Origin of the sequence: Pedobacter nutrimenti (assembly GCF_032678445.1) — a bacterium.
GTDB classification, from domain to species: domain Bacteria; phylum Bacteroidota; class Bacteroidia; order Sphingobacteriales; family Sphingobacteriaceae; genus Pedobacter; species Pedobacter nutrimenti_A.
On the sequence record NZ_JAVTSQ010000017.1, the window covers coordinates 91,741 to 114,479 of the forward strand.

Here is a 22,739-nt window from a genome sequence, read left to right on the forward strand (position 1 = left end):
AAAATCATGAGAAAGATTTATCTGCATGTACTCATGCTGTTCCTGGGGGTTCTGGGTGCCCAGGGACAAATTAAAATTAAACCCGCTCCTTCCGATACGAGCAATTACCAAAACCGGAAACTCAAAATTGATGAGGTCAACCTGGTATCGGCCTATTACCACCAGAATGGAAACAATTCTGCCGTTACAGGAGGGATAGGAACAGAAAAACTAACCGATTTTGCAAATACAATTGATTTGCAAATGTCTAATTACAATAAAGCAGGAAAGAAAAACACCTTTTTATTTGAACTGGGCGTAGATCATTATACCTCAGCTTCTTCCGATAAGATCGACCCAAGTACCATATCTTCTGCCTCCATGGCCGATACACGGATTTACCCATCCTTAAACTGGACACGCAGCAATGAAAAGACAGGAAATTCCTTTGGTTTCACCGGATCGCTTTCTACAGAATACGACTATAAATCTGTGGGTGCTGGTTTTAATCTAACCCGCCTGTCTAAAGACAAAAACACCCAGTTCGATTTCAAACTACAGGCCTTTTTAGACACCTGGAAGGTCATTTTACCGATAGAACTCAGACCTGCAGCCAGTCTTGGCAATGGCAGAGAATCCAGAAGCGAAGGCTCAAGTCCACGAAACTCGTTCAGTGCCTCTTTTTCACTATCGCAGGTCATCAATCAAAAACTACAAGCACTGATCATTCTTGAACCCGCCTATCAGCAAGGCCTGCTGGCCACCAGATATCAGCGGGACTATTTTACAGATGGATCACTTAGAGCAGAGACACTGCCAGATAAGCGTTATAAACTACCTATAGCCGCCAGACTAAATTACTTTGCCAGTGATCAGATCATCATCAGAACCTATTACCGATATTTCATGGACAACTGGGGCATAAGAGCACACACAGCCGAACTGGAAGTACCTGTAAAACTCACTCCATTTATTTCCGTAAGTCCCTTTTACCGTTACAATACACAGACCGGCACACGGTATTTTGCCCCTTATGGTCAGCATGATCCATCGGCCGCCTATTTCACCAGCGACTATGACCTGTCTACCCTAAACAGCGATTTTTATGGCGCAGGCATACGTCTTGCCCCACCTCATGGTGTATTTGGATGGCAACATCTCAATATGTTAGAATTAAGATACGGGCATTATAACAGATCTACCGGTTTGGTTTCTAACATTATAACGTTAAATTTAAAGGTAAAGTAAAATCAAAATGGCAACCATCGAACCTCAAAGAAGAAATATAGACAGCCCGGCTGCAATCAAAAAATACAGCAGATCTGTTAGGCTTTGGCATTGGTTAAACCTGATCATCATTTGCGGATCCCTGCTCACTGTAGCATTAAATTCAACCATTTTCGATGTAAAGAGCAACACCACCTATGTGCAAACACAATTGCAGCAATCAGGCGCAACAGTTACCGCGCAGCAAGCTAAAAATGTAGCCCATGGAATGGAAGATAAAATCTGGGACCTCCATATTTATTTCGGTTATGCCCTGGCAGCCATATTTCTTTTCCGGTTGATTGCCGAATTTTTCCAGCCTAAAGACCAGCACTTCTTCGGCAGACTTAAAACCGCTTACCAGGATTACATTAAAAAAAGTAAAAAGTCCAATTCAGCCTTACATGACCTTACCGTCAAATCCTTATATTTTATCTTTTATGCATTGCTGGCCATTATGGTTTTAACAGGCCTCTCTATGGCTTTTGACCAGGAACTGGGCATCAGTAAAGCAACAAGTCATAGTATAAAAAGCTTTCATGGCTTTTGTATGTACCTCATCCTCGCATTTATAGCTGTGCACATCATCGGTGTGTTCCTTGCCGAAAGAAAGCAAAACAAAGGCATTGTATCCGATATGATCAACGGAGGTTAAACATTCATCTGAATTACCCTATACCTTCAGTGATCTCTTCCAATATCTCAAAAGCACATTCAGCCATTTTGTTTCCTTTATTGTCCAGCAAAGGATTAACCTCCACCACTTCAAAACACACCACCTTTTGAGTGCTTATAATTTTATTCAGAATCGTAATAATTTCCTGCTCATCAAAACCTTTAGCTACCGGTGTTCCCGTTCCATAAGAGATCAAATCACAATCCATACTGTCCACATCAAAAGAGATATAAATCAGATCACAAGCAGAGAGTTTCTCCAAAGCCTCTTCCACGCACGCGTGTAATCCTCTAAAACGCACTTCCTCCACCTTGTAATTCTTAATGCCCAGATGCTGCATCTGAATATCCTCTGCTTCCTCTGTATCCCTAACGCCGAAATAAATCAAATGATCGGGTTTCAGTTTCGCTTCCGCGGTACCAATTGTTTTTAAATTCTCCCATAAAACCAAGGTTTCCCCTGCAACATCATTGACCTGACAATTCAAATTATCATTGCCCAGAGCAGCAGCCAAAGGCATACCATGTATATTTCCAGACGGAGAGGTGTAAGGCGAATGCAGATCCGCATGAGCATCTATCCAAACCACACCAAGCGTACTGTCCGGATAAGCAGCCTTGATTCCACTGATGGTACCCAAAGCAGAAGAATGATCTCCGGAGAATACGATTGGAAACTCCCCTTCTGTTAAAGTATGCTCTACCGTTTTGGCAACCCGGGTACATTGCTGCACCACATGTTCAATTCTTTTGGCAAAGGAATTCCTGTCTTTATTATAAATCGTTTCATTATGCGTCTCCACATCAACAAAAGGGAAATTATTAAAATACTCACTGCCTTTATTAATAGCTGCAATTTCAATCGCATCTATCCCCATGTCAGATCCCCGCGTACCCGCGCCAATATCAGACCTGTTTTTAATAAGCCGAATTCTTTTCCTCATTACGCAAAATCCAACAGAACTTCCTCAATAATCAGCAAACATTCCTTGATCTGTTCCGCCGTAATTACCAAAGGAGGAGCCAAACGGATCTTGTTGCCCTGGGTAGGTTTAGCCAGCAAGCCTTTCTCTTTAAATTTAACGCAAATATCCCAGGCCAGATCAGACTCTTCCGTACAATTGATCACAATGGCATTCAGTAAACCTTTGCCCCTAACCAGTTCAATAACGCCTGTTCTTTTGGCAATACCCTCAAGCCCTTTGCGAAACAGCTCACCAAGTACCTGGGCATTTTCAGCCAGTTCTTCATCAATAACAACCTGCAAAGCCTCCAGCGCCACAGCACATGCCAGCGGGTTTCCCCCATAAGTAGACCCATGTTCGCCCGGTTTTATCGTCAGCATCACCTCATCATTGGCCAAAACCGCCGATACAGGCAATACCCCACCCGAAATTGCTTTTCCTAATATTAAAACATCTGGTTTACTGTCTTCATTATCAGCATGTATATCATAGGAAGCCAGCATACTGCCTGTGCGGGCAATCCCCGTTTGAATCTCATCCGCTATGAACAGTACATTGTAGGCTTTACAAAGCGCTTTGATGCGAACCAGATAATCACTATCCGGAACAACAACACCAGCTTCTCCCTGAATAGGCTCCACAATGAAACCCGCTATGTTTTGATCAGCCTTTAAAAGCGTTTCAAAAGCATCCACATCATTATAGGGAACATGAACTATCCCCCCTACAAAAGGCCCAAAATCTTTTGTCGCACTCTCGTCATCAGAAGCCGAGATAACCGATATCGTCCTGCCATGAAAATTTCCCCTGGCAAAAACTATTTTGGCCTGATTGGTTGGAATACCCTTCACCTGGTACGCCCATTTCCGGCACAATTTCATCGCACTCTCTACAGCTTCTACCCCCGAGTTCATAATCAGCGCCTTTTCAAAACCGAACAACTTACAAATAAACTCCTCAAAAGCACCCAGTTGATCGTTATAAAAAGCACGGGAAGTCAGCGTTAGTTTTTCCGACTGACGCACCAATGCTTGTATAATTCTTGGATGACAGTGCCCTTGATTAACGGCAGAATAGGCCGAAAGAAAATCATAATATTTCTCACCTTCCACATCCCATAAAAAAACACCTTCCCCTCTTTCCAGTACTACAGGTAAAGGATGGTAGTTATGCGCACCATATCTGTTTTCTTTTTCTATTAGCTCTTCGCTTTTAGTTAAATTCGCTGAAAATCTCATTGCTATTTGTTATTTGGTTGTCGCGAAGATAATATTATTTATTATTTTTAAGGATAAAAAATAAAATTTGACTTTTAAAACCAATAAAAAAACATATTTAACTTAAAATACCATCATTAAGAAAAAACATAATCTAAACAAAGAATGGATCACCTAGATGAATTTGATATTCAAATTTTAAAACAACTTGAACAAGATGGACGAATGGCCTATTCCGCTATCGCAAGCGCACTTGGTATATCGAACACCATGGTCCATCAAAGAATCTCCAGATTAACCGAACAAGGCATATTAACCGGCATCAAGCCGGTTTTAAATGAGAAAAAAATCGGTTATGACTGGGGAGCCTTTACTGGCATTACGCTCGAAAAAGACCACGATTCAAACCGTATCATTGAAGAATTAAAGAAAATACCAGAGGTAACAGAGTGTTATTACATTACAGGTACCTATACCCTTTACTTAAAAATTATCGCCAAAAACCATGAACACATGAGACAAGTGCTCTACGAAAAAATAGATAATATACCAGGTATTGCCAAAACAGATTCTATTATTGAACTGGGCTGCGCATTTAGAAGGAACATTATTTTGTAATCCTCCATTTGGCCATTACCGATTGAAATCATTGCGCAAACGTTTGATAATTCCCCCTACCTATCCACCACATAAGCAGCATTTAACAGTACTGGTTTGGCAAAAGCCAAACCAGATACAAAAACAGCTTATTGAGAATTTGTTGTAACCTCCAGCATAGATGAATAGTTGTAATAACTACCCGCATTTATTGTCCTGCCACCCCCACGTACATAATAATGTGTAGCCGGCTTCAATTGGGAGATCGTATAATCGTAGCTTGTGTTTACTATAGTAGCATTATCCAATGCTTCCGTATTGGTTAAACCCCTGTTACTCGTATAATTATTCACGTCAACCGTATTAAAAGGAGCCGCTACAGCCAATACCCTGGCAATTTTTTGCGTGCTCTGAGCTGGTTGTGCAACATTTACCCTCACCGTAATACTTGTACTTGTTTTACTCAGCAACGCGCAAGTTATCGTAAGGTATGGAACCACCTTAATATCAATTTTAGTTGAGCCATTCACTTTTACATTCAATGTATCCAAATAAAAGAAAGGCCCGGTAGGAACAATCTTATAACTACCATTAAAAAGAAAGCTATGCATATAACTTCCATCGGTGTGAAGCGCTGTTTGAATAGCCGAGGGTTTGGGGTAATCTGTTTGAAAAAGTTGCAGATATCCACCGCCGACATTTGTTTGCTGGGGCACGTTTTTTCCAGTTGTGATATCTATGATATTACCTGAAAGTTCTGCATCAGGAGATTTATAATTGTCCTTTTTACAAGCGCTGATTAACATTATCAGCAAAAAGGAAAAACATATGAATAGTTGCTTCATCATGATAAACTTGATTTTATAATCGTTTAATTACTGTCATTTATTGATAACCTGGATTCTGAATATATGGCGGGTTCTGCTGCGGCAAAGGCTCCAAATATAATTTTTCAGGGAAAGTGCGCGTAAGTTTTGGAGCCACCGCCTTTTCGAAAGTATATTTCATTGTACCTGGATCTACACCATTTTGCCACATGATCCAAGGATACAATGCATGAAATTGCGTATTATTCAGCACAGTACTTGCAATATGCCATCTGCGTAGATCCCATAGCCGGTGATTTTCAAAAGCAAGCTCCACCTTTCTTTCATGCCTGATTTTATCCAGGGTAATTGAACTTAAAAGTGCTATACCTGCTCTCTCTCTGATTTGATTAATGGCATCCATAGCAACCCCGGTGTTACCGAGTTCAAATGCAGCTTCTGCATAATTTAAAAGTACTTCACCATAACGAAAGACCATCCAGGGCGTAGTAGAACGACCATACGGAACACGATTAACCGGATCCATGAATTTTTTAATATAAAATCCGGTTTTAGTAGGATCACTTGTTGTCAACGGACCATCCTTTCCAACAATGTTAAAAATGCCGCCAGCCGGATAAACTGCACTCAAACTCTCAGAAGTATGCTTTACTCCATTATCAATTACCCCTCTTCTTACTTCAATAACGCCCCCCTGCCAGGAGTCAAAAGGCGTTAAAATCGATGCAAACATCCGGGGATCTTTATCTTTAAATAAATCAGCAGGTTTGTTGTAGAAGATGGGATTTCCAGCACCATCATTCACCTTAAGGGTACCTGGAGAGCCATCTGTGTATTCAAATTCTTCAACCATTTCCAGGGTAGGATTGGTGGCGCAGCCATAATCTATTTTAAAACTTTGCGGAGCATTATAAAAATCAAAACTATGGGCTTTATCAGGTGATAAAAAAGATTTCGTTAAAATGGCCTCAGAATTACCAGAAGTCAGAAATAACTGCTGAAAATTAAGTGCTTTATTTGGGTTAGCATCGTACAAGGCATATTTTTTTGATTTAATGATCAGGTCAGCAGCATCCATTGCCTTTTGCCAGTAAGAACCGGCCAGGCCTGCATTGATACCCACCAGTCCATTTAGCTGTAAAAACCCGTATTTAGCGCTCGAGGCAGCATAAAGCATTGCTCTGCATTTTAAAGCAAGCGCACTGTATTTATTTACCCTAAATGTATTGGCTGGATCATCACTATAATCTTCGGGTAAGTCTGTACCAGCGGCATCCAGCTCCGTAGAAATAAAATCATAAATTTCCTGCTCTTTATTACGTGGAACAACCAAACTGGAAACATCATCGCCTGTTTTGTAGACCTGTACCTTAGTCACTAAAGGAACACCACCGTAACGTTTTACTAAAGCAAAATACTCAAAGGCCCTAATAAATCTTGCCTCAGCAAGAAATCTCTTTTTTGAAGCATTGTCTATCGATGCATTTGGTATTTTTTCTATAAAATCATTCACTCTCCTGATCCGGGAGTAATCCCAATCACCATACCAGTTTCCCACAATTGCATTGTTAATTCCCCCCCAAACATAAGTGCGTACCGCTTCATCTGTAGTGGTAGATGGAAAACCAGCTTCATCACTTACTGTGTAATTAAAATCTTCGGTAGGCATATCATTATAAAGCGTAACAGTTAACGCTGTAACACCACTTACACTGCTATAAGCAACATCTTCCGAAACCAGATTTTTAGGCTGTCTGTCCAAAAAATCCTTCTTGCATGACACCATGCCAATCAGCAACAGCATCAAAAACACACTATATATTTTAATTCTTTTCATACTATTTTGATTAAAAACCAACATTTAAGCCCAATGACCATAATTTTTGCTGAGGGTAAAAGTTACCTCTCCCACTTGGTTGTTCAGGATCTATGAACTTCACCTTACTTAAGGTGAAAACATTCTGACCTGAGACATAAATTCTAGCGGTACGCATACCAACTTTTTGAATTATATTTTTTGGAAACGTGTATCCCAGATCGATGTTTTTTATCCTTAGATAAGTAGCATCCTGGAGCCAAAAAGTAGAATAAAGTCCATTATTCGGAGAGCCTGAAATAATGGTTGAAGGATATTTTCCTGGAATCCATGGACTGTTGGGATCATACAAGTCCTGTCTGTGCCAGCGATCGGTAAACATAGCCAAGGTATTGGCGCCATTAAAAAATGGATTTTGTAATTCTTCGCTGTAATTTCTGTTAAAATTCGAAGCACCCTGCAGCAATACAGAAAGATCAAAACCTTTATAATTCACATTTAGGTTAAGACCAAAAAATATTTCAGGCGTAGCACCTCTTCCTATAACAGTTTGATCCCGGGAGTCTATAACTCCATCGCCGTTCAAATCCTTATAGCGTATATCCCCCGGCAATAATGTTTTGTTTGCCTGGGCATCCTGCACAGGAGCAGTATTAATTTCCTGCTGAGACTGGAATTGACCAATTGCTACATATCCTCTGCTGATGTTCGTCCAGCGATCAGTCATATTACCTTGATAATTCCCTAAAGAACTGGTTTGCGGACTTTGCTCTAAATAGCCATTCTTAGTACGGGTAAACGTTAGGTTTGGAGAAATGCTGTACTGCCATTTACCAATCGTATTTTTATGAGTAAGTTCAATTTCAAATCCCCTGGTATTATCACCATTAAGGTTTTCTTGTGGTAAACTGGCACCAAAAGTATTTGGCAAGCTTAAAACACGAGTAGCAAGCAGTCCGGTTCTTTTACGATAAAAAACATCTACCGAAGCACCTAACAATCCTTTCCACAAAGAAACATCCAAACCCAGATTGCTGGTGTAAGAAGTATACCACGTAAGCAGAGGATTTGTCAAGCCACTGGTTGTCAAACCTGGTATTGCCTGACTTCCAAACACATAACTATCATTTGGATAATTGTAACCTGGTATATAACGAAATGGAATAATGTAATTAGCTGCACCTGCATCATCTCCCCCATCATCACCTACTTTTCCAAATGAGGCCCTAAGCTTTAGGTTATCTATGGTTGTATTATTCTTCAGGAAATTCTCTTCATTAATGCGCCAACCAATGGATACATTCGGAAAGAATCCAAAACGGTGATCGGGTGCTACCTTATAAGTACCATCATACCGAAAGCCCAGCTCTACCAAATATTTGCCAGAATAATCATAATTAAATTTTCCAACATATCCTTCTCGCGCAATTTGGGCAGAACTCCCATCATTGCTCTGATTATTGGGTACACCGGCAAACAACTCATCAAGATTATCTAAAAGAAACTCCTTATAAGCCGACAGATAAGATGTATTCGTCTCCGTCCTTTCAAATAACAATAAGCCAGAAACATGGTGCTTCGTATTGAAAGTTTTAGCGTAGTTCAACGAAAGCTGAAAGGCCTGATCATCCTTATGATCATCCTTCACATTTAAATTACTCGGATCATTTGCGGTATAGTCTATATCATAGGCTTTGGTAGCTGTATTGTACTTATATAAATTGTATTTCTTGATATAGCTTTTAGAACTCGCATCCGTATTTTGATAAGAATAAGTCGCTTTGGCACTCAATCCATCAATCCAGGGCAAATCGTAAGTTAATCTGGCTATGCCCGAGAAAAATTTAGTACGGTCTGAACCATATCCGGATATCTTACTATCCGTTTGGGCAAGAGAATTCTGCTGCACATTTGATGGTGCCAAATAGTTGGTATTGTCATTGGCATATATAGGAAAAACAGGACTTTCTCTTTTTATGGTGGCCATGATCAAAGAAGAGGATACACCCGGTGTTTGAAGATCTCCCAAACGCCCGCTCAGGTTGAGCTCAGCAGTAAGACGCTTATTGATCTTTGCGCTCACGTTGCTCCGAAAGTTATACCGTTTAAATCTGGTTGAATTGCTTTTCCATATGGCATCCTGATTTAAATAACCAATATTAAAAAAGTATTTCACATCTTCGGTTCCGCCATCAACATTAAGATTCTGATAATATTGAGGGGCATTTTTACGGACAGTAGAATTAAACCAGTCGTAAGACGATAATGTTCCATTTTTATACTGATCTACCTGCTCCCTGGTAAAAGGAAGTGACAAAGCAGCTGCAGGATTATTATTTTTAACCCAGGCATTTACAGCGCCCTCATTACTTAACTCTGCAAATATGCCCGCATTTGCCAATTCAGGATATTTTGTCGCATTATTTTGTAAACCATAATAGGAACTATAATTGATCCTGGGTTTTCCAAGCATTCCTTTTTTTGTGGTCACCAATATGACCCCATTGGCAGCACGCACACCATATACGGCGGCAGATGCATCTTTTAAAATAGAGAAATTCTCAATTTCGTTCGCATCTATCTGAGAAAAATCAGACGGCACCCCATCCACAATAACAAGTGCATCACCAAAGCCTCTGATATCTATTGTGCTCCCATCTTTACCTGGTTCTCCGCTATTTTGAATAGCCCTTAAACCCGGTAACCTGCCCACCAGCGAATTGGTGATGTTTGCTACCGGTGCTTTTGCCAGTTCCGTCCCTTTGACCTGTGATATGGATCCTGTAACACTTAATCTCTTTTGGGTACCATATCCAACCACAACAACATCATTTAAAATCGAATTAGTGGGTAAGAGTTGAATAAAACCAAGGTTCTCCTTAACAGGAATTTCTTTATTGGAATAACCTATAAAAGAAACAACGAGGATTGCATCCTCTGGTACATTGCTCAAAGAGAACTCGCCATTTAAATTCGAAACAGCAGATAAACTCGTGCCCTTCACTCTTACACTAGCACCAGGCAGCGGCTTGTTGTCTTCATCAATAATTACACCTTTTATAGCAATATTAGAATGAGCTTTCCCCCGCTCTCTGTTGATTTCTAAAATGGGTTTACTTTTTACAAGAATCGTTTTCTCCAGAATTTGATAAGTCAGAGATTGGTTCGAGAAACAATCGTCCAATGCTTCCTGTATGGAGACATCTTTCTTATTGATCGTTACAGGACTTGCCTTTTCCATCACCTGGTCCTGGTAAAGTACCAGAAACCCGCTTTGCTTTTTGATGGATTCCAATGCTTTGCATAGAGGTATATTCTTTCCATTCAGTGTGATTTTCTGACTGAAAACCTTTGCATGTACTTGCGTAAGTGCAATTAATAATAATAGAAGGGTTAGCTTCATAACCTTTAGTAACTTAGGTGGTAGCCATAGGAATGGCATACCCCGATAGAATGAGAAAATTTTCATTAATTTTGTACGGTTTGGGTTGATAAGTATATGTCACAACAATAATTAACCTGTTCGAGCTCAAACAAAAACAGGTAGGTCAGCTCAAATCAATTGTCGGGAAGCGTTGGACCGCTTTCCGGCATTCTTGTTTAAACTCTAAGGATTCGCATTTATTTTTCCATGATGTATATAATTGGTTAGGTGAAAAGTTTGGTTTTTTATCTTTAGCGCATCACTATTATTTTTTTGTTCTCAATCTTAAAGTGCAGGCCGGTAACACTCATCATTTCCAACAATCTCGATGCTTTTAAATTACGGGACAGGTTACCTGAAAAAGAAACGTTAGAAACATCGTCTTTATAAACAATTTCAACATCGTACCATCTTGCAATTTGACGCATGACCACATCAATATGGGTATGATTGAACTGAAATAATCCGTTTTTCCAGGCCACTACCTCTTCAATATTGACTTCCCTGGATCGTATTCTATCTGTTCCAGGTTCTGTTATGGCCTGCTGACCCGGTTTTAACACCATCTTTTGAGCCTTTTTTACAACACTAATACTACCTTCTATCAATGTTGTCTTAACCAAAGGCTCGTCATTATAGGCATTTACATTAAATTCAGTTCCTATATCCTCAATAGTTACCCCATTAACAGCTACCCGAAAAGGTTTATTCGAATTGTGCACCACCTGAAAATAAACCTGACCAGTAATCGTTACTTTGCGTTCCTGATTAAAGGATACAGGAAAAGAGATAGAAGACCCGGCATCTAAAATAGCTTTGGTGCCATCAGGCAGTTCTATGATTGGCCATTGCCCTCCATTTGGTGTTCTAACGGTATTGTATACCGGTTGTCCCTTATTATCGGAATATTGCGCACTTTCTTTGTAACTCAAAACATTTGAACCGTTTTTCTGAACCAGGGTATTTTCCTCTTTAGCAATAATTCCATTTTGAGCACTACCTAAACTAATTTGTTTGCCATTTGACAACACCAAAACGGCCTTATCCCCACCCGGCAAAAGATCATGTTTCACACTGTTTTGGGAAATCAGCTCTTTAGGATTTTCATAGAACATATAATAGCTTCCAACCGACAAAACACATACAATAGAAGCTGCAACAAGAATTTTAGACCACAACTGATAGGAACGCCGATTTTTTAATTTTTGGCTGATGCCCGTATTTTGCTGAACGTTCTCCCAAATCAGCTTTCTATATAAATAAAGTTCATCATCATCTTTTAATGTCCATTTATCTTGTTTCGATTTTGAGAGGTACCAACTTTCCAATAAAACAGTCTCTTCCTTGCTGCAGGTTCCATTTATATATTTATCAAGTAAGCCTTTTAGTTCTGTTTGGTTCATCTGAAAGTATTTCGTCTATTTTAATGTTAAGACGACTTACTATTACCCGAGTATGAGATGAATGTTAAAAAAAGATAAAATTATTTTAGGAACCCTATTTATGCATCAAATAAGCAATCAGGAAGGCAGACATACCCACCTTTGTTCTCAAGATTCTCAATGCGTTACTAATTTGGCTTTTTACAGTATGTTCACTGATATTTAATTGAAGGGCAATCTGCTGATAGGATAAATACTGTTTACGGCTTAAGATAAATACCTCACGCATTTTTTCAGGAAGCGCATTGATCTCATTTTCAATGATAGCTGCCAATTCTTTCTCCCGTAATAAGTCGTCAGAAATCAATTGTTCTTCCAGCATGAAATCATTGATAGATTTCAGATAATCATTCATTACCTTTTTATGTTTCAGATGATCAAAAACTCTATTACGAACAGCTTTGTACAGATATGATGAAAGAGAACCGTTAAGATCAAGAGATTTTGATTTCAACCATAACCCGGTAAATAGTTCCTGAACGATATCTGCGGCCTCCTCATTGTTTCGCAGCAAGTTACGGGCATGAAGAAATAACACTGTCCAATACCGCTCATAAATTTCAGCAAATGCAGTTTGATCACCAGACTTCAGTAAGACAATTAATTCACAATCTTTTAAAGAATTTTGAACAGGCATGTGGATGTATCATCTTTTTATAAATTAAATCTATACTATTTTATTCGAACTCTGGCGCGCAAACGTTTGCATAAATTAATTTACCAATGTGATGTTCATCATCACCGATCAATACCGGAATGAGTGAAAACTTACAGAAATTGGCCTTTATTTTTCTAAAGACATTAAAATCAACGCTAAAATGGCTAGCTATTTCGTTGCCTCAAATGAAAAAATGGATTTCGAAGAGCAGATTTTCATGGCATCATCTTTTGAGAATCCCTTTTTTATCAAAGCATCGTAATAGCTTTTATGAATACCAGCCAGCCTTTCAAGCGTTGCCGGATCCTCGTAAAACTTCAGCTGAGCATTAAATATGTTTTTATAAACTATGGAAAAATTGTTAAATATATTGTCAGACATTACAGAATCACTATTGACAGTTAATGCAGGAGCTGATAAATGCACTGAATCCTGAACTACACCTGTATAACCAGCTGAACTATTCTTACCTGATTTTAATAGGCTCACATTATAATAGTTAAAGAATCTGATCTCACTACTCCGTTCCATTGGTGACAACGCACGTTCTATAATATTTATTTCTTTAGTGCCAGGCTTCACTTTTTCGAAATAGACTTTAAATTCCACCAGTTCATTATCTGTAGTTGCCGTATATTTTAATGGCCTCAAAGGAATTCCTTCGCATTTTATAAAAGCATAACGTTCCTCGCCATTGGCATTTTGAAGGTACATACTTTTGTTTATTTGCACCCATTTACCCTTATCGGAGAAATGTTTAAAGGTGATAATGGTGTTGTTATGGGTAACCTCAATTTTGCTGATCGTGGTTGAAGGGTCTTCTGAAGCACCTACCGCCGGCATATTTACTGATTGACAAAAACCTATAGCAGGTAACATCAGATATAACAATAGAATTGAAAATATTTTCATCGTTTTTTATTTTAAAACACAAAACGCTTAACTGTAAGCAAATGCATAATTTTCGTTCAATCAAAGAATAACTTTTTATACTTGAAGCAAGTTACATATTATCATTAAACCCTCTCAATCACAACACCAATCATTATGAATAACCAATATATTTTCATGAATTAGTATTGTTTTATTAAGAATCGACAAATCTTTATTTTACCAATGTATAATTTCCTTGCAGATAGGTGGGTGATGTCAGAAAAGCTATGCCCGCCCACTATCTTAATTCCATCTTTATTGGAGTGGAATAGCCATCTCACAGGTATACATCTTTTGATGATCTAATAAACCAGCAGAGATGTTCATCATAGCAATCGGCTATCGCCTGATTTCCACTGAAGATTAAGCACTAAATCGCAGTTCCATTGTTTATATGCTTTAAATATTTTTTGCAGCTTCAACAATATCAATATTTTGAAAGGTGAAATCCAAAGTAAACAGTTGTACTCACCATTTCCCTTCCCGCACTCACAAAGTGCATCCATCCCTGAACAGCATCTCCCGAAAAATTCTCCGGCAGCTTCAAACTCACCTCTTTTGCTGCCCGATCGGCTATATTTTCAAACACCACATACTCCTCCTTATCCGGATTATAAAAAATAAAATTAGCCCGATCACTATCCCCGCAGAAAAGAGAAGGCGACGCATTCTCCCATTTGATGAGCAGCCGACCTTCAGCCATCGGTGTAATTTCCAGAACCCTCGAGATCAGCAACTCTCCCCTGCTAAAAATAACCTGCGAATAATCTATTTCAAATGCAGCATCAGCCCCGCTTAAAGCATTCTTTAAGTGATAAGACACACAAGCATTCATCGGGGTCATTAAACACTTAAAACTCTGATAACCCACATTAATCACATCCACCAAAGGCCTCAACCAGCCACTAACAATCGCCATCTTTAACCGCTGGTTCATTTGCGCCAAAGTCGGCGGTTTCTTTGAAGGCACAGGAAGGCTCCTGATGTAATCCACCCCCCTATTACTCGCACCAATTACATTCCCCACTTTTCCAGAAAATGGACCATTTATCCCGTTTTTATATATAGCCATTGTTTTTTTCTAACGATTTTACTTAAAACGCCTCGTCATCCTGAATTTATTTCAGGACCTCGGACTCGCTAGTCCAAGATACCACCCTGCAGCGGCATGACGAGGCGTGTTAGCAGGCGCTTTACCTACAACACCGCAGTCGTTCCTACATACACACTATCAGACACCTCCTTGCGGTTCACACCCACAAAACTCATCCACGCATGCACATCATCACCAATCCACTCCGCAGGCACATCTAACGTAAAAGTCAGCCCACTACGAGCCGCAACGTCTTCCGCCGTCACAAACTGCTCCTTGCCCGGATTATACAACAGCAAAGTCGCCATATCCGTTGCAGCACTAGAACTACCCGTAGCAGGCGCATTGTTCAACCACTCAAACTTGATCTTAGCCGGCGTAACAGATTCCACCCCAGGAGCCGAAGGCCTCAGCAAACGCCCCTTACTAAACACCACCTTCGGAAAATTGATATTCAGATTAGGATAAACACCCGTAATCGCCTTATCAATATGAAAAGCAACCGCCGCATTCATAGGCGTCTGCTTACCCTTATAAGATTGATAACCAATCTTAATCAGATCATTGATAGACCTTAAAAAACCAACCACCACTTTCATCTTTAAACGCGGTATCAACTGCGCCTCCGTAGCCGGTTTACTAGACTTGCGCGGCAAACTCCGCATATAATCTACACCCCGCCAAACAGCGCCAATCACGTTACCAATTTTTCCACTAAATCCTCCAAGGATTCCTTTTAAAAACTTTCCCATTTTCTAGAAATTTTAAATGTTAAATACTCATGTTAATTCATAAACTCCCCAACTCAGCCGCGGCGCCACGGCGATTTCAAAAGCCTACGAAACAAAAGTATATCAGCCACTTACAACATCCTAGAACAGCAGGCATAGACAGGCATCGACAGTCAAAAACGATCAAAAGCAGGCATAGAAACCCACGTATTTTTGCTCAGACAAAGTAGTTTCATCAGTATGAACAAGACCACCAATACATGCAAATTCAAAATTAAAATGATATAACCAGTTGTTAGAAATACCTAAAAATAAAAAGCCCCATTATGTAATGGGGGCTTTAAATGAGAATGTACAGTTAAAACGCCCGTCTAAGTATAGACTATCCAGCTTTTTCTCCTGTCTCTTATGCAGCTCTTTTGGGCATTGCCCTATAGATTTTACCATCCAATTCACATCCACCTTTTGCATGTTTAGGATGCTTTACATCAATAGTTGGGTCATTAGGATTTACATTAAACTGAGGTTTTCCCCACTGTTTGAAGAAGAAAGGAACGCATGCCATCTCACATTTCATCCTTATAAAATCAACCCATTCTTTCTTCAACGGCCTGGCTTTTGGCCCGGATTCCCCCCCTACAATTACCCAGTCTATTTTTTGCAGATCCAGCGTATTAACCGCATCTATTAATGGTTCAATAGACAAAAATTTTGTTTTTGCAGGTGTGTTTGAAAGGTCATCAATTCGGTAAGTATATTTTTCATTTTCAACAGAAACTCCCATCCAAATATTTTCTGTCCAATTTAATTCATTTGCAATTTCCATTAATCTTTCAGAACGTTTTGTCAACACTTGATAAATATGCTGAGGAGTCTGATTCATCACAGCAAATACCGCTTTTATGTAATCCAAAGGAACCTCAGGATGAAATAAATCACTCATTGAATTTACAAAAACAACTTTCGGTTTTTTCCAGGTAAATGGTATGGTTAATGTATCTGGATGAACTTTCACTTTAAATCCTTCACTATATTTTTCCGCTCCCATAGATTTTAGTCTTCTGGTCATCACTTCCGCGTAGCAATTTTTGCATCCGGGACTTATTTTAGTACATCCTGTAACTGGGTTCCAGGTTAATTCTGTCCATTCTATATTTGACTGCGCCATGATTCTTTCAAAATTATAATAATTTAAAATCTACCTTAAATACAATATTACTAATAAAATTAGCACTCACCATAAAAAACACTTATTTCTCCTATTTTAATCTATAATCTAATTTGCGTTTATTTTTATAGACATTTTCATAATTTGCCAGAGGAGAATTATTGTCATAAAAAACTTCTCCATTCTTTTTCATCTGTTTAACACATTCCACAGCATGAGATGGAACATGTCCTTCGGCGATCACATGATCGTACAGTTCAAAATTATTCTTTATATCTCCATTTAAAATCCGAAACTTAACACCATCTTGAAATGAACGTATTTTTGACTTCCTCACTCCCGAAAACATATTGATTTGATTAATACTGGCTTCGTCGTCAATATCAAAATTTGCTTGCCCATTGCTTTTATTCTTTTTCCAGGCAATATCTAAAAACTTATCCACCGCCCTCGGATGCGAAGCGCCAAAGATTATACCATGAATGTTCACTCCTCTTTTTAATGAAAATGGATACAATTTAAGTTTAGTTTGGGGAGGCAACTTATTCCGTATCTGAGCAATGATGTTGACATGAATAAACTTATAATAATCTTTTTTGGCTTCGTCCATATTGATATCAAGGTGCATTTTAAACTCAGGACTTTCACCGAATCTCCAAAAATATGAAGAAGAATTAAAATAAAGAAAATCAGCTTCTCTGCTTTTTTCCAACTCTAAGAAATATTTTTCAGATGTAAATTTAATTCCGTTCTGATCTAAAAACACCAAGGAGGGACTTTTATGAATTTCAGGAGCTAATTTTGGAAATAGCTTTTCAAAATCTTCATTACTATATTCTATTTTCACTATCTTTTCTAATCCCGGAAAGCTATCCAAGAAATTTCGACACGCAATCATAAGAAGATTATATTTACTCTCATCATATTCATTCAAATAAAGTTTTATCTCAACTTCATTCTTAAAAATGTTCCCCCTATGTTGTTGAATCTGATTAAGGATTCTGATTGGACTGCCCGGAACTCCGTTTTTGTCGTATCCCGTACCAGCAAAAAAATCAAATATACATACTGATCTTTTTTGCATTATAAATGTAGGTAACCAAGCTTCCGTATAATCTTCAAAAATTTCCAACTTGGTAATCGTTGGTTCATCAAAAGGTTTGCTGTGCAAGTCTATCGCTGCCATTCAAAGTATATATTTAGTTTCAGCAAAAATAATATTTCAATAATTAAAAAACAACAAAATTAAAGAAAATAAAACTTACAAATTATTGATTATCAATGCAATAAATTTAAAAACACACCAATATTTCATGTTATAAAAACTAGCTGTAGAAATAATTATATCCTCAATTTCATCAGCACGCACCAGACAAAAATCCATGCAAATTCAAAATAAAACCCATGTAATTTCAAGATAAAACCCGTGTAATTTCAAAATAAAAGTCATGTATTTTCAAAATAGAATACGTGTAATTTCAAAATTAACGTATATTTGATGATGGAAAAATTTATTACAAGACAGATTTCCAGCAAGATAGAACTGCAGAAAACTAAATTCCCAATCATCGCTTTAACTGGCCCCAGACAGTCCGGTAAAACAACATTATTGAAAGAAATATTTCCCGATTATCGCTATGTATCTTTAGAGAATCCAGATATACGCGCCTTTGCAACAGAAGATCCTGTAGGTTTTCTAAACCTATATAACCAGAAAGTGATTTTTGACGAAGTTCAACGCGTACCCGAACTTTTTTCTTACATACAGGGCATAGTAGACGACAGCGGACAAATGGGTCAATTTATCCTATCGGGTTCTCAAAATTTCCATCTGTTAAACAGCATTACGCAAACTTTGGCCGGAAGGGTAGCTTTATTTAAACTTTTACCATTCGATTTTTCCGAATTAAAAAACGCCGGTATTCCCGGCGCCTCCTATTCTCAAACAGCAGTTAAAGGATTTTATCCTGCCATATATACACGTGAAATAGATCCTGTGGTATTTTACGCCAATTACATTCAAACCTATATAGAAAAGGATGTAACCGAGTTGCTAAATATCCGGGATTTAAGTCTGTTCCGTACGTTCATTGGCTTATGTGCGGCCCGGGCGGGCCAACTATTAAACATCAATTCACTTGCAAATGAATGTGATATATCTCAACCCACAGCAAAAGCATGGCTTTCTATTCTCGAAAGCAGTTATATTACATTTCAACTCCAACCCTATCATCAAAATTTCAATAAACGTCTGGTAAAAAGCCCCAAACTTTATTTTTACGACACTGGATTGCTTAATCACCTGTTAGGCATCAGAACACCAGAAGATTTTGAACAAAACAGGCTTAAAGGCAATCTCTTCGAAAATATGATCATTGCAGAATACCAGAAGAAAAATAATCATCAATATCTTCACCAGGATTATAATTTCTGGCAAGCAAGTAATGGCAGAGAGGTCGATCTATTGATCAAAACACACAATGGCTTTGATATTTTTGAAATCAAGGCAACCCAAACAATTTCAGCCTCTTTATTTAAAGAATTGGATTATTTTGAAGAATTAACACCTGGCCTGGTTATTAAAAAACATTTAATTTACGGTGGTGATGAAGATCAGAAACGAACTAAATATGACGTAATCAGTTGGAGAAATACATAATTATATCCTCAATTATATCAGCAGTAGAAACGGCCGGATATACTCCGGCCGTCTCTATTGCAACTGCTCCAAAACCAATCCCAACGTCAAACCCGTATACCTGCAAAACTCCTCCACAGTAACCAGGTCCTTCCGGCCCTTATTCAGCTCCGCCTTAATGGCCGAAATGAGCTTCTGCGCAGCAGTTCTACCCTTACCCGTCAACACCTGTACGTCCTTTGTATACACAAACAACCTAGCCATAACATTCACCCCTTTCTATACACCCTAAACATCCTGGCACAACCAGCCATCAGGGTCAAATCCCGCACCGCTTTCCTAAAATCATTCCCACTCCCCACCCAGCTAAACACCCTAACCATCAACCCAGAAGCCTTCCCATCAGGCTTCCACAAACACAAAGACAACACCTCCAGATCAAAATCACACTCAAAAACCAACTGCACACCCCGGTCATCAACCAGCTCATAATAAAACTCCTGCATCCCACCAGCAGCAATCCCCTTAGCCAACAACTCCATCTCCGCCACAAACTCCAGCGCCCTAACCAAGCGGTTCACCCTAAAAAGTATCCCGTCCTTCTTAAAAACCAAGCAAGCCCGGTTCCCCCTCATCAAATAAATGTTCAATCGTAAATGGTTATTCATTAATATTTAAGTTTAAAATTGATTAAAAAATAAAAACCCGCAGAACAGAGCATCACTGCCCGCTGCGGGTTTCCTGTACCCAAATTATGGTTGCCGTCATCCCGGACCTGATCCGGGATCTCCGCCTTTCCAGCTCACCACCCGGAAAAGCCAATACACCAACCAGGTCTGCACCCAAGAAAAATATGTTTTCATGATCAAGCCTCAGAGCCTGTAAGGCTCAGCGCGATCAGAAAACATATTTTTCACAACAAGAGAGGTTATTGCTTACTCACCACACCAGGCCCGGAAGCCACTTCCGCATCACTCGTAAAACCCTGCCCATCAATATAATCCTGCAACGTAGGATACACAGAAGAATCAAACACAACCTTGCAAGGAACAGAACCCGCAGCACCACAACTCGGCGTAGACCCCGTAGCCAGCGTCCAGTTAGCCGCATTCCTCGCACCAGTAGACGTACCCAAATTGTACGTGTAAGCAATCAAACCCGCCTTTTTACCAGACGTAAAAGCAAAAGCCGCGGTCAACCCGCCAGCACACAGCACGACCATTAAAGCCGCTTTAAACGATTTTTTCATGTTTAAATAATATTAGTTGTTAAAAATTAATTGATTATATATTCAATCCGTGTCGCGCGCCACAAAGAATATTCAGGAAGAAACAAGCGAGTACCAGAAAACCTGGCACCCGCAGGTATTAACCGACAACACCAAAGCCAGGGCTAACCAAGCCAAGAACGGCAGCAGTGTTTACTTTAATTCGAAATGTAAATGAGAAACCGAGATGCGTAATGTTCATAATAGAGTGCTTTAATTTTGATATATCCAAAGATCACCAAACTCCGAATAAGAAAACTTAGTATATCCTAAATTCGACAAAACACTACATACCAACACATTACTTGTTATTCCTATCCCTTAAATATTCCGCCTTATACTTGCTGTAATCCGACTCATACATACTCACAAAAGAAGCACAAAGCTTATTAGGCAGCTCCTGAAAAGGATAACGCACAGCAAAATAAGCAAACCTTTCTTTCGCACTTAGCGTCATCATATAAGCCCGTTCCGCATCAATACGCTTTTCCAAAAGCATCATCGCATCTTTAAGCTTATCCGTCTCCTTATATTTTTCCAATTCAACATAATGAGCACGCGTCAGCACCCATATTTTACACTTAGTAACCGTTGTGAATTCTATAAGCGCCTTCTTCCCTTCAAAAAAGCCATCCATATCTGTAAAAATCTCACCCGCCTTATAAAAACGTTCCACCATCTTAATCCCATTTCTCTTTACAGAACCTTCCACAAGCCCAATCTCCAGGTAAAAGGCAAACCCCACACTACTACCCTCTTTAAGTAAAATTTTCAGTTTATCATGCTCTTCAGCATACATCACAGCCTTAAGTTCAGTTCTGAACGGTATTGTAACAGGAAACATACCATGTAGTTTTTCAAGCAATTCTTCAATAGCCATAGAGCGTTATTTTGAGAGTTAATAAATGATTTAATTTCATTGGGATACTATAAAGGATACTCAGTTACACTCAGTTCCGCCTTCCCGTTTTTATACAGCAACAGCAGGTTTTCCATGCTGATCTTTTTAACATCTTCCGGATACACCAAATCGAAAGCCTCAATGAATTTTAGAGGCGAGTTAAAAGCACATCTCAGCTGAAGCCGCACCTCATTCTCCTCATGATTACGGAGCATCACACTCATCTCAATAAGCTTATCCCCATGCAGTACCACCTCAACACCCTCCTTAGTCGTGATGAGATTAGCCTGAGTCCAGAAGTACTGGACCAAGTCACTAGTTTTGATCATAAAATTTATATTTAGTTAGTTAATTAATAATTTTTGGCAAAAATTTGATTAGGTAAATGGTAAAAAAACCGCTATCACAGCGGTTTCTCTTTAACTTATTCAGATTGTTTGTGAGACCAAAAGATCACTCTAACTTCTTAGATTTTGATTGTGTCAACGTTTTAAAATTAACTGGGCTGACCACTTTTTTACCTGATTTTCTCTCCAGATCTTTCAATGCACTTCCAGCTACATTCCCACCTAATTTTGCAGCATCCTGATTTTCCTCAAAACCTTGAGCATCCCGACTTGTTGCAATTACAGCAGTAGAAGCTTCGCCCAGCATTGTAAATATCAATTCCACATCAGTCATATGATCTCTTAAATTATCAGAAGCTTTTGTAAGCCCCTTAAGGTTTTTATAATCAGAAGGAATCAGACCAAATGTTGCATTACTGATTTCAGCAGTTAATATGCTGTATTCTAAGCCTTCCTTAACGCCACGCTTACTCCATTCATTTGTTAATTCATCTCTTACAGCAATACCCCTGATCCTCTTTTCAATCCATTCGTCACTATAACCTTTTGCTTTGTAAATATGCCTGGTTCTTTGAGCAGCCAATTCAGGATTTTCAATTTCCTGCATCCGTTCATATCCTACCTTTGCAAGCCAGACTTTAAAAGGTTCAGCCTTTGGAGAAGGTACAGATTGTATTAAGCGCAACAGCTGTTCGGTATCAGCAACATCCGTCAAGCGCATTTTGCCGTCTGGAGCTTTCAATTTCAACTGTACGAATTTTGCGTACACTTCAACCAATTATAACCGAAAATAAA

Annotated in this window: 22 protein-coding genes; 4 read left to right on the forward strand and 18 right to left on the reverse strand. The window is 39.0% G+C overall.

The window, feature by feature from the left end; all coding sequences use genetic code 11:
* Positions 1-6 precede the first annotated feature (6 nt).
* Both R2S08_RS25680 and R2S08_RS25685 read left to right on the forward strand, forming a co-directional pair.
* Complete coding sequence (locus R2S08_RS25680) at positions 7-1,227, forward strand: DUF3570 domain-containing protein (RefSeq protein ID WP_316837804.1); 1,221 nt, start codon at positions 7-9, stop codon at positions 1,225-1,227.
* A gap of 7 nt (positions 1,228-1,234) precedes the next feature.
* On the forward strand, positions 1,235-1,900 hold the full coding sequence (locus R2S08_RS25685; protein WP_316837805.1) for a cytochrome b/b6 domain-containing protein: 666 nt from the start codon (positions 1,235-1,237) through the stop codon (positions 1,898-1,900).
* Between the two features lie 13 nt (positions 1,901-1,913).
* On the opposite strand, the gene R2S08_RS25690 is transcribed toward R2S08_RS25685, so the two are convergent.
* Together R2S08_RS25690 and rocD are read right to left on the reverse strand one after the other, a co-directional pair.
* Positions 1,914-2,864: an arginase gene (locus R2S08_RS25690; RefSeq protein WP_316837806.1), complete on the reverse strand. Its 951-nt coding sequence runs from the start codon at positions 2,862-2,864 to the stop codon at positions 1,914-1,916.
* Positions 2,864-4,123: an ornithine--oxo-acid transaminase gene (gene rocD / locus R2S08_RS25695; RefSeq protein WP_316837807.1), complete on the reverse strand. Its 1,260-nt coding sequence runs from the start codon at positions 4,121-4,123 to the stop codon at positions 2,864-2,866. Before rocD ends, R2S08_RS25690 begins: the two co-directional genes overlap by 1 nt.
* Positions 4,124-4,267: 144 nt before the next feature.
* On the opposite strand from rocD, the gene R2S08_RS25700 reads away from it, so the two are divergent.
* Positions 4,268-4,720, forward strand: a complete 453-nt coding sequence (locus R2S08_RS25700; RefSeq protein ID WP_133783040.1) for an Lrp/AsnC family transcriptional regulator — start codon at positions 4,268-4,270, stop codon at positions 4,718-4,720.
* 128 nt (positions 4,721-4,848) lie between these two features.
* Here the strand turns inward: R2S08_RS25700 and R2S08_RS25705 are convergent, their stop codons facing one another.
* From R2S08_RS25705 to tcmP, 10 genes are all read right to left on the reverse strand, one after another.
* Complete coding sequence (locus R2S08_RS25705) at positions 4,849-5,547, reverse strand: DUF3823 domain-containing protein (protein WP_316837808.1); 699 nt, start codon at positions 5,545-5,547, stop codon at positions 4,849-4,851.
* 37 nt (positions 5,548-5,584) lie between these two features.
* Positions 5,585-7,363, reverse strand: coding sequence for a RagB/SusD family nutrient uptake outer membrane protein (locus tag R2S08_RS25710; RefSeq protein WP_316837809.1), 1,779 nt, complete (start codon positions 7,361-7,363; stop codon positions 5,585-5,587).
* Between the two features lie 10 nt (positions 7,364-7,373).
* The gene (locus tag R2S08_RS25715; protein ID WP_316837810.1) at positions 7,374-10,745 is read right to left on the reverse strand and encodes a TonB-dependent receptor; all 3,372 of its coding nucleotides are present in this window, start codon (positions 10,743-10,745) and stop codon (positions 7,374-7,376) included.
* 272 nt (positions 10,746-11,017) lie between these two features.
* Positions 11,018-12,169, reverse strand: coding sequence for a FecR family protein (locus R2S08_RS25720; protein WP_316837811.1), 1,152 nt, complete (start codon positions 12,167-12,169; stop codon positions 11,018-11,020).
* Between the two features lie 94 nt (positions 12,170-12,263).
* Positions 12,264-12,845, reverse strand: a complete 582-nt coding sequence (locus tag R2S08_RS25725; protein WP_316837812.1) for an RNA polymerase sigma-70 factor — start codon at positions 12,843-12,845, stop codon at positions 12,264-12,266.
* Positions 12,846-13,034: 189 nt separating this feature from the next.
* Entirely contained in the window at positions 13,035-13,778 is a 744-nt protein-coding gene (locus R2S08_RS25730; protein ID WP_316837813.1) for a hypothetical protein, read from the reverse strand.
* 448 nt (positions 13,779-14,226) lie between these two features.
* Entirely contained in the window at positions 14,227-14,871 is a 645-nt protein-coding gene (locus R2S08_RS25735; RefSeq protein ID WP_316837814.1) for a DUF6266 family protein, read from the reverse strand.
* A 125-nt stretch (positions 14,872-14,996) separates the two neighbouring features.
* A complete protein-coding gene (locus tag R2S08_RS25740) occupies positions 14,997-15,644 on the reverse strand; it encodes a DUF6266 family protein (RefSeq protein WP_316837815.1) in 648 nt (215 codons plus the stop codon).
* A 385-nt stretch (positions 15,645-16,029) separates the two neighbouring features.
* Positions 16,030-16,791, reverse strand: coding sequence for a phage Gp37/Gp68 family protein (locus R2S08_RS25745; protein WP_316837816.1), 762 nt, complete (start codon positions 16,789-16,791; stop codon positions 16,030-16,032).
* Between the two features lie 91 nt (positions 16,792-16,882).
* Entirely contained in the window at positions 16,883-17,977 is a 1,095-nt protein-coding gene (tcmP, locus tag R2S08_RS25750) for a three-Cys-motif partner protein TcmP (protein ID WP_316837817.1), read from the reverse strand.
* Between the two features lie 312 nt (positions 17,978-18,289).
* Between tcmP and R2S08_RS25755 the strand changes: the two genes are divergently transcribed.
* Positions 18,290-19,450 carry an ATP-binding protein gene (locus tag R2S08_RS25755; RefSeq protein WP_316837818.1) on the forward strand — a complete coding sequence of 387 codons (1,161 nt, stop codon included), beginning with the start codon at positions 18,290-18,292 and terminating at the stop codon, positions 19,448-19,450.
* A gap of 54 nt (positions 19,451-19,504) precedes the next feature.
* On the opposite strand, the gene R2S08_RS25760 is transcribed toward R2S08_RS25755, so the two are convergent.
* From R2S08_RS25760 to R2S08_RS25785, 6 genes are all read right to left on the reverse strand, one after another.
* Positions 19,505-19,693: a hypothetical protein gene (locus R2S08_RS25760; RefSeq protein WP_316837819.1), complete on the reverse strand. Its 189-nt coding sequence runs from the start codon at positions 19,691-19,693 to the stop codon at positions 19,505-19,507.
* A gap of 5 nt (positions 19,694-19,698) precedes the next feature.
* Positions 19,699-20,097 (reverse strand): hypothetical protein, encoded by a 399-nt coding sequence (locus tag R2S08_RS25765; protein ID WP_316837820.1) that lies wholly within the window; start codon positions 20,095-20,097, stop codon positions 19,699-19,701.
* Positions 20,098-20,357: 260 nt separating this feature from the next.
* Positions 20,358-20,678, reverse strand: a complete 321-nt coding sequence (locus R2S08_RS25770) for a hypothetical protein (RefSeq protein ID WP_133783009.1) — start codon at positions 20,676-20,678, stop codon at positions 20,358-20,360.
* Between the two features lie 319 nt (positions 20,679-20,997).
* Positions 20,998-21,576, reverse strand: coding sequence for a hypothetical protein (locus tag R2S08_RS25775; RefSeq protein WP_316837821.1), 579 nt, complete (start codon positions 21,574-21,576; stop codon positions 20,998-21,000).
* A 47-nt stretch (positions 21,577-21,623) separates the two neighbouring features.
* Positions 21,624-21,926: a hypothetical protein gene (locus tag R2S08_RS25780; RefSeq protein WP_133783005.1), complete on the reverse strand. Its 303-nt coding sequence runs from the start codon at positions 21,924-21,926 to the stop codon at positions 21,624-21,626.
* Positions 21,927-22,050: 124 nt separating this feature from the next.
* Positions 22,051-22,692, reverse strand: coding sequence for a hypothetical protein (locus tag R2S08_RS25785; RefSeq protein ID WP_316837822.1), 642 nt, complete (start codon positions 22,690-22,692; stop codon positions 22,051-22,053).
* Positions 22,693-22,739: the final 47 nt, after the last annotated feature.

Bases quoted from the DNA above. Each gene is read 5' to 3' on its own strand.
- R2S08_RS25730 (WP_316837813.1), bottom strand. From the start codon at position 13,778: ATGAAAATATTTTCAATTCTATTGTTATATCTGATGTTACCTGCTATA.
- R2S08_RS25700 (WP_133783040.1), top strand. From the start codon at position 4,268: ATGGATCACCTAGATGAATTTGATATTCAAATTTTAAAACAACTTGAA.
- R2S08_RS25735 (WP_316837814.1), bottom strand. From the start codon at position 14,871: ATGGCTATATATAAAAACGGGATAAATGGTCCATTTTCTGGAAAAGTG.
- rocD (WP_316837807.1), bottom strand. From the start codon at position 4,123: ATGAGATTTTCAGCGAATTTAACTAAAAGCGAAGAGCTAATAGAAAAA.
- R2S08_RS25745 (WP_316837816.1), bottom strand. From the start codon at position 16,791: ATGGCGCAGTCAAATATAGAATGGACAGAATTAACCTGGAACCCAGTT.
- R2S08_RS25715 (WP_316837810.1), bottom strand. From the start codon at position 10,745: ATGAAGCTAACCCTTCTATTATTATTAATTGCACTTACGCAAGTACAT.
- R2S08_RS25710 (WP_316837809.1), bottom strand. From the start codon at position 7,363: ATGAAAAGAATTAAAATATATAGTGTGTTTTTGATGCTGTTGCTGATT.
- R2S08_RS25770 (WP_133783009.1), bottom strand. From the start codon at position 20,678: ATGAAAAAATCGTTTAAAGCGGCTTTAATGGTCGTGCTGTGTGCTGGC.
- R2S08_RS25775 (WP_316837821.1), bottom strand. From the start codon at position 21,576: ATGGCTATTGAAGAATTGCTTGAAAAACTACATGGTATGTTTCCTGTT.
- R2S08_RS25690 (WP_316837806.1), bottom strand. From the start codon at position 2,864: ATGAGGAAAAGAATTCGGCTTATTAAAAACAGGTCTGATATTGGCGCG.
- tcmP (WP_316837817.1), bottom strand. From the start codon at position 17,977: ATGGCAGCGATAGACTTGCACAGCAAACCTTTTGATGAACCAACGATT.
- R2S08_RS25725 (WP_316837812.1), bottom strand. From the start codon at position 12,845: ATGCCTGTTCAAAATTCTTTAAAAGATTGTGAATTAATTGTCTTACTG.
- R2S08_RS25705 (WP_316837808.1), bottom strand. From the start codon at position 5,547: ATGATGAAGCAACTATTCATATGTTTTTCCTTTTTGCTGATAATGTTA.
- R2S08_RS25760 (WP_316837819.1), bottom strand. From the start codon at position 19,693: ATGGCTAGGTTGTTTGTGTATACAAAGGACGTACAGGTGTTGACGGGT.
- R2S08_RS25740 (WP_316837815.1), bottom strand. From the start codon at position 15,644: ATGGGAAAGTTTTTAAAAGGAATCCTTGGAGGATTTAGTGGAAAAATT.
- R2S08_RS25765 (WP_316837820.1), bottom strand. From the start codon at position 20,097: ATGAATAACCATTTACGATTGAACATTTATTTGATGAGGGGGAACCGG.
- R2S08_RS25720 (WP_316837811.1), bottom strand. From the start codon at position 12,169: ATGAACCAAACAGAACTAAAAGGCTTACTTGATAAATATATAAATGGA.
- R2S08_RS25685 (WP_316837805.1), top strand. From the start codon at position 1,235: ATGGCAACCATCGAACCTCAAAGAAGAAATATAGACAGCCCGGCTGCA.
- R2S08_RS25780 (WP_133783005.1), bottom strand. From the start codon at position 21,926: ATGATCAAAACTAGTGACTTGGTCCAGTACTTCTGGACTCAGGCTAAT.
- R2S08_RS25680 (WP_316837804.1), top strand. From the start codon at position 7: ATGAGAAAGATTTATCTGCATGTACTCATGCTGTTCCTGGGGGTTCTG.
- R2S08_RS25755 (WP_316837818.1), top strand. From the start codon at position 18,290: ATGATGGAAAAATTTATTACAAGACAGATTTCCAGCAAGATAGAACTG.